At 40.8% G+C, this 6,426-nt stretch carries 6 protein-coding genes and 1 pseudogene; 6 read left to right on the top strand and 1 reads right to left on the bottom strand.

Annotated elements, in window-relative coordinates; translation table 11 throughout:
- Window positions 1–88 precede the first annotated feature (88 nt).
- From ABDV70_RS12025 to ABDV70_RS12010, 4 genes are all read left to right on the top strand, one after another.
- Complete coding sequence (locus ABDV70_RS12025) at window positions 89–1,465, top strand: hypothetical protein (RefSeq protein ID WP_343598037.1); 1,377 nt, start codon at window positions 89–91, stop codon at window positions 1,463–1,465.
- A 20-nt stretch (window positions 1,466–1,485) separates the two neighbouring features.
- On the top strand, window positions 1,486–1,884 hold the full coding sequence (locus ABDV70_RS12020; RefSeq protein ID WP_343598035.1) for a DUF1425 domain-containing protein: 399 nt from the start codon (window positions 1,486–1,488) through the stop codon (window positions 1,882–1,884).
- A 13-nt stretch (window positions 1,885–1,897) separates the two neighbouring features.
- The gene (gene lpoB / locus ABDV70_RS12015) at window positions 1,898–2,497 is read left to right on the top strand and encodes a penicillin-binding protein activator LpoB (RefSeq protein ID WP_343598033.1); all 600 of its coding nucleotides are present in this window, start codon (window positions 1,898–1,900) and stop codon (window positions 2,495–2,497) included.
- A gap of 65 nt (window positions 2,498–2,562) precedes the next feature.
- Window positions 2,563–3,528: a CsgG/HfaB family protein gene (locus ABDV70_RS12010; protein WP_343598031.1), complete on the top strand. Its 966-nt coding sequence runs from the start codon at window positions 2,563–2,565 to the stop codon at window positions 3,526–3,528.
- A gap of 48 nt (window positions 3,529–3,576) precedes the next feature.
- On the opposite strand, the gene tusA is transcribed toward ABDV70_RS12010, so the two are convergent.
- Window positions 3,577–3,831 carry a sulfurtransferase TusA gene (gene tusA / locus ABDV70_RS12005; RefSeq protein WP_343598029.1) on the bottom strand — a complete coding sequence of 85 codons (255 nt, stop codon included), beginning with the start codon at window positions 3,829–3,831 and terminating at the stop codon, window positions 3,577–3,579.
- A gap of 173 nt (window positions 3,832–4,004) precedes the next feature.
- Here tusA and ABDV70_RS12000 point away from each other — a divergent pair, with 173 nt between their 5' ends.
- Both ABDV70_RS12000 and lnt read left to right on the top strand, forming a co-directional pair.
- Window positions 4,005–4,844 (top strand): CBS domain-containing protein, encoded by an 840-nt coding sequence (locus tag ABDV70_RS12000; protein WP_343598028.1) that lies wholly within the window; start codon window positions 4,005–4,007, stop codon window positions 4,842–4,844.
- Between the two features lie 62 nt (window positions 4,845–4,906).
- Window positions 4,907–6,394: pseudogene (lnt, locus tag ABDV70_RS11995) on the top strand (apolipoprotein N-acyltransferase); the annotation flags it as partial.
- Window positions 6,395–6,426: the final 32 nt, after the last annotated feature.

Below are 6,426 nucleotides of genomic sequence, written 5' to 3'. Positions count from 1 at the left end.
ATTATATTAAATTACAAAAGTTAACACTTGAAAAAATAATATATACAATTAAAATTACATAAATTTTCAGTATAAGAAATTGAATAAAATGATTTTTTTAAAAAAAAGTATTTATATGCTTGGGGCAGGTGCATGTTTTTTTGTTACATCAGGTAACTTAAATGCAGGTACATTTAAAACATATAAAGAGGACAGCGACCAGTTTAGAGAGACTTTGAACCAAAATGACGATAGTCATCTTGCTAAAAAATTTGCAGATAATGCAACAAAAAAAGATGGTGCGCTCTATTTACTAGAACAGGCACGTATTCAACAGGTCAACCAAAACTATCAAGCCAGTTTAGACACTTATAAAAAGGCTTTTGCACTCTTAGACAAACAAAAAAGTCGCGCCAAAATCAGTGCTTCCCGTATTGGATTTCAAGCATTATCCATGATGAGTAATGATTCAGTTGTTCCCTATCTTGTTCCACCTTATGAACAGGTACTTGCCCATATTTCACAAGCAAAAAACTATATCTATCTAAAAGATATGGAAGCAGCATCCGTCGAAATGCGTGTTGCCCAGCAGTTACAACGTGAAATCGAACTCAGTCATGAACAAGAACTGGCCAAAAAAACTGAAAAAGAGAAAAAGAAAAATCTAAATACTGCTTCTGAAACCCCTCAACTCGATGAGGCCTTTGCTGGCTTAGACCCTATTGCGAGCAAAATCAAAAATACCTATCAAAATAGCTATGCTTTTTATATGGCAGCAAGCTTATGGGAAGTTTTAGGTGAATATAACGATGCGCTTGTCGACTATAAAAAAGCGTATGAATTACAACCCGATCCTCAAATCGCAACCGATATTCAACGTGTCGATAAACTAAATCTACAGAAAAATCAAAGTAATGTACCTGTCATTATTTTTATTGAACAAGGGTTAGTACCACAAAAAGTTGAGAACAAATTGGTTTTGCCTGCACCTAACGGCTTGCTCAATATTTCATTTGCAACATATGAACCAAGAACTTATCAAATACCACAACCCACGCAAATTTTACTCAACAATAAAAAAATTCAGAATAGCTATGTATTAAATGATATTGGTGCACTTGCTGTAAAACAATTGAAGGAACAAACCACAGCAACAGTGGCCCGCCAGATTATGCGTACAACAACCAAATACGTTGCGCAACAACAATTAGGGCAGCAACTTGGGGTACTTGGACAAATTGCAGGTAATTTAATGAATACAGCAACAGACCATGCCGACCTACGTTCTTGGTCAACATTACCGAGTAATACGCAAGTTGCTCGACTCAACTTAAGTCCAGGCAAATACCAACTACAACTTGCCAATTCTGGAAAATACAGTGCGCCATTAACCATTGATGCAGTAGCCAATCAAACTGTTTTTATCTATGCCTATGATGTTAATAATAAAATTTCTGTCAGTAGCAGCCTTTTCTCAAAACCCTAACCCGTTGGACATCAAATTTTATGAAGTTTTTAACGCTTAGCCTGATCTGTACTCTTGGTGCTGCTTTAACAGCTTGTACAGCACCCAATGCATTAACAACCCAAACACAACCCAATGGCGATATGACCATTCAAAAACGTACCAACAATGCGGTTTTATTCACCGAAATTGGCATTGACCGTGTGAGTATGGTGGATGTAGGCAGTCTTAAAAAAGTCGCCTTGGGGATTAAAAATCAACGTTTTAATAACAAACACTTTTCTTACAAGATTGTCTGGGTCGACGCTCAGGGCATGGAAGTTAACCCTGAAGGCTCAATCTGGAAACCTATTGATTTAACTGGTCGAGAAATCAAAACCGTGCAATCTCTTGCACCCAATCCTTCGGCTGTTGATGTTGTTGTTTATTTAAAGAAATAAGAGAGATTTACCCATGAAATTAAAACTGGTTACAGCGCTTTTTGCAGGTACAGCATTATTAAGCGGATGTGCAACAACAGGCAACGTTAGCTATGGCGACGCACAGGCAGTTGAAACCCTCACCACCGATTTCGGTTCAACCGACTTGCAAATGATCGCAACCAAAATGGTCGATGACATGTTGAGCTTTCCACCGGTTGTACAAATGACACAATCTCGCAGACCTGTCATGTTTGTAGATCGTATTAAAAACAAAACTCAGGAACATATCGATACCGAGTCCATCACAGATACGATTCAAACTAAATTAATCAATTCAGGAAAATTCCGTTTTGTTGATATGACATCTGCGGGTGCGATGGCAGATCAAATTGCTTACCAAAAGCAAAGTGGTATGGTGAATAAAGCAACTTCTGTACGTGCAGGTGGGCATGTAGGTGCTGAATACATGCTCAACGGAAACCTGTCAAGCATCGTCAAAAATGCGGGTGGAAAAAGTGATGTGTATTATAAATTCACTTTAAAACTGCAAAATATTCAAACGGGTATTGTTGAATGGACCAGCGAAAAAGAAATTCGTAAGTCAGGCAAGCGTTCAACTTTTGGTTTGTAATTGATTTTTATGTCAACCAGTATTCCTCTTTGTCATGCTGGTTGACAAATGTTTAGCAGAAAACGATGAAAAAAATTATATTTGCTTTATCCATTTTATTCGGGTGTATCACAACCTCTTTTGCAGGCGTAAAGGAAGTCGTTAAGGAAGCTACAGGCAGCGGGCCGACACAACAACAAGCAGTTGCTGAGGCACTACTCATTGCTGTACAAGCTGTAAACGGAACTGGTGTTTCTTCACGTGTCGACTACGAAGAAACTGTTTCAATGTCCATCAGCCGTAATCAATGGAACTATAGCAGCAAAACCTCTCCTGTTTTTAGTGTTGATACTTCAGGTTCTGGATCAGTAAGCCGCTTTCAGGTTTTAAGCCTAACAGGTTCAAAAGACCATTATCGTGCCCGTGTACGTGCATATGTCAACAAATTTGAATCTTCCGTACATGACCAACATTTAAAACGAATTGCAGTCTTGCCTTTTCGACTCACCAACAACACCGAAAACTCAGATGACTTTAGCGTGGAACTGACCGATCTCATCGGCACGTACATGGCACAATCTGGACAACTTAGTGTATTAGACCGTCAATACCTTGCTGAAATGCAATATGAAAATGATGTACTCAACTGGGATGGTGCACCACAGGAACTTGCCCGAATTGGACAAAAAGCGGGTGTAGATTATCTCGTTGTTGGGAAAATCACCCAGCTTGCGCCTGCTTCAGGTTCATCGATGTATGGACTCAATAAAAATGCCCAACAAGTCCGTCTAACTTGGCGCGTGATTGAAGCCAATACCAGCAAAACAGTTGCTGCCGGAGCCGTCAATAAAACGGTATCGCAATTTTCAGGTCAAAACTTAATTACAGGCGCATCCAATACGGCAGCAGACATGGTTGCACAATCTGTTTATCAAGACATTATGGTGGGCTTAAAACTCAAAGCTCGAGGTGAAGTCGCGCAAGAAAGCGTTGACACTGCACCTGGCTATGCCATGACACCTGGATCAAGTGATAAACCAATCCAGTGGTAATTGTTATAAAAATACGACTTACAAGAGTCGTATTTTTTCATTAATACACTACCCTTTTTTCACAAGGTAATGATATTCCTTCTGGTTTTTATCATCCAAAACTTCTTCTTGTAAGACCAATTCATGCCCCATGTGTACACAAAAACGTGGAATATCCCATGAGGTTGATGGATCTGTCGCAAACACCTCAACAACATCGCCCGATTGTAGTTTGCGTAATGCCTGACGCAGCATCATGATTGGGTCGGGACAATATAAACCACGTGTATTTAATTCTGTGACAGGTGCGGTTTGTTCAGACATGAATCGCTCAACATAAAAAAGTATGGCTTAATTTTAACATAAAGCCATTTTCATCGTGTCACGCTTTATTTTAAACGTTAGCGATTTTGATACCGTTTACTAGATGCACAAGCAATTTTTCTTCGGTATGATAAAATTTCATTGTGAATTTAAAGACCGATTTAGGAAAAATCATGCAAGACGAATCAAGCCCATCGTGGGGTATGCTGGGCTTACGAAAGTGGTTGGGTATCGCACCTGAAACTCGAGATGAACTATTAAAACTGGTTCAAGACTCACGCCGCTTTTTAGAGCCAGATACAGTTGCCATGTTAGAAGGTGTGCTCGACTTGCCCGCAACGAAAATTCGTGAAGTCATGACCCCTCGCACCGCAATGATCAGCTTGCAAGAAGACGATCAACTCCTTGATATTTTACATGTTTTGATTGAATCAGCACATTCACGCTTTCCTATTTTTTCTGCCGATCAACCAGAAAATGTGGTTGGAATTTTGCTAGTAAAAGATCTATTGCCTTGCCTCACTGAACCGAGTGTCAAAGTTGATATTCGTGCGCTCATGCGCCACCCTTTATTTGTGCCTGAAAGTGCGCGTTCAGATCAAGTATTGCGGATGCTCAAAAACACCCAAACCCATATTGCTATTGTGATAGATGAACATGGTGCAACCTCTGGGCTGGTTACGCTAGAAGATATTCTAGAAGAAATTGTCGGTGAAATTGAAGATGAACATGATCATATTGATGAAGACACACCACTCATCATCCCTGATCCCAAACATGACACTTCAAATGCATGGTTAGTGCAGGCACTCACACCTATTGAATATTTCAACGAGATGTTAAATGCCGATTTTTCGGATGATGAAGTTGAAACCGTTGGTGGACTGTTATTGCAAGAAATCGGGCTAGTGAATGATCTTCAAGGTCAAACCGTTGAACTCGATTGTTGGAAATTTACTATTATAGAAGCAGACGCACGAAGTATTCATTTAATACGTGCAGTGCGTAAATAATCGTTATGTCAAAAAACTTAAACTTTTCTTCCGTTACTCAATTCCCAACTTGGCTGATGAGTGTGATTGCACTCATCGCTGGGGGAATTTTCAGTTTCGCCCTTGCCCCTTATTATTACTGGTGGCTTGCGCTACTTAGCCCAGCATTACTCTATGCATGTTTACAACAGCGTAGTGCGCCTCAGGCATTTTTCATTGGCTGGAGTTTTGGCTTTGGTCTTTGGTTTGTCGGTGCATTCTGGCTTTACACCTCCATTCATGTGTATGGCAATACCAGTGCTACGGTCAGTGTTCTGCTGATTGCCCTCATGGCACTCATCATGGGGTTATTTACGGCAGTTCAGACTTGGACATACCGCCGTTTCTTCCCTGAAACACCGTTGACCTTTGCACCGCTATGGGTAATTTTTGAATGGGCAAAAACTTGGGTGTTTACTGGTTTTCCGTGGCTGTTTGTCGGCTATGCATTTACAGAGCGATTCCTTGATCATTACGCGCCATTGTTTGGGGTGTTTGGAATTTCATTTGTTGCCATCCTGATCGCAACAGGTTGTGTGGAAATCATCAAAAAACGTGTGTTTTGGGCGGTGCCTATTGCCATTGTACTGTTAGGTGCATGGGGCGTATCCAATATCGTTTTCGTTCAGCCTAAAGCTCAACGACCACTCACCGTTTCTCTGATTCAGGGCAATATCCCACAAGATTTAAAATGGCTGACGAGTTATCAAGATCAAACACTGGAAATTTATAAAAACCTCAGTGCAACCGAATGGGGACGCGATTTAATTGTTTGGCCTGAGTCATCTATTCCAATGGCTCAAACTGCAATTGAACCTTTCCTGAACGATCTTGCCCAAACTGCGACAACTCACCATTCAGCATGGGTCACAGGAATTCCCTATTTTGATGAACAGGGTTCAGTAAAAGCAAAAAAACCTTTGTTTTATAATAGTCTGATGGCTTCGGGCGAACAAACATCGGGACTGTACCAAAAACAGCGTTTAGTGCCATTTGGTGAATATATTCCGTTGGCTGGCTTGTTGAAATGGGTACTTCCTGCTTTACAAAATGATGCCAGTGCAGGAGGCTTTACTGCGGGTGCAGCAGGTCAACCGCCATTAAAGGTAAAAGATCATCCTCTTGGCGCTGCAATTTGTTATGAAGTCGCTTATCCAAATCTGACCCGTCATAATGCTGAACAAAGTGACTTCATGGTTACGGTTTCTAACGATGCATGGTTCACAGATACGGCTGGCCCTTGGCAGCATTTACAAATGGTACAAATGCGCGCCAAAGAAAATGGACGCTGGTTCATTCGTGCCACCAATACAGGGGTGACTGCGTTTATTGATCAAAATGGTCATATTATTAAACAAGCACCTTTAGACCATGAATATGTCTTGCGTGGTGACTTGCCTGCGTATACAGGTGAAACGCTGTATAACCGTATTGGCGACTGGCCTGTGCTAATTTTCAGTGGTTTATTGTTATTGCTTGGGCTACGTTATCGCCCTCGTAAAGTCGATGTTTCGTTTAAATCACGCCGATAATTTGACAATTTCTAGTCAGCCTTGTGCTGGCT

The sequence above is a fragment of the Acinetobacter sp. genome (genome assembly GCF_039596015.1).
Lineage (GTDB): Bacteria > Pseudomonadota > Gammaproteobacteria > Pseudomonadales > Moraxellaceae > Acinetobacter.
The sequence above is the reverse complement of the archived record's forward strand: the minus strand, read 5'-3'. Positions and strand labels throughout refer to the sequence as shown.

What these genes read in the sequence shown, in the direction of transcription:
- ABDV70_RS12025 (WP_343598037.1), top strand. Translation starts at nt 89, where the DNA reads ATGATTTTTTTAAAAAAAAGTATTTATATGCTTGGGGCAGGTGCATGT.
- ABDV70_RS12020 (WP_343598035.1), top strand. Translation starts at nt 1,486, where the DNA reads ATGAAGTTTTTAACGCTTAGCCTGATCTGTACTCTTGGTGCTGCTTTA.
- lpoB (WP_343598033.1), top strand. Translation starts at nt 1,898, where the DNA reads ATGAAATTAAAACTGGTTACAGCGCTTTTTGCAGGTACAGCATTATTA.
- ABDV70_RS12010 (WP_343598031.1), top strand. Translation starts at nt 2,563, where the DNA reads ATGAAAAAAATTATATTTGCTTTATCCATTTTATTCGGGTGTATCACA.
- tusA (WP_343598029.1), bottom strand. Translation starts at nt 3,831, where the DNA reads ATGTCTGAACAAACCGCACCTGTCACAGAATTAAATACACGTGGTTTA.
- ABDV70_RS12000 (WP_343598028.1), top strand. Translation starts at nt 4,005, where the DNA reads ATGCAAGACGAATCAAGCCCATCGTGGGGTATGCTGGGCTTACGAAAG.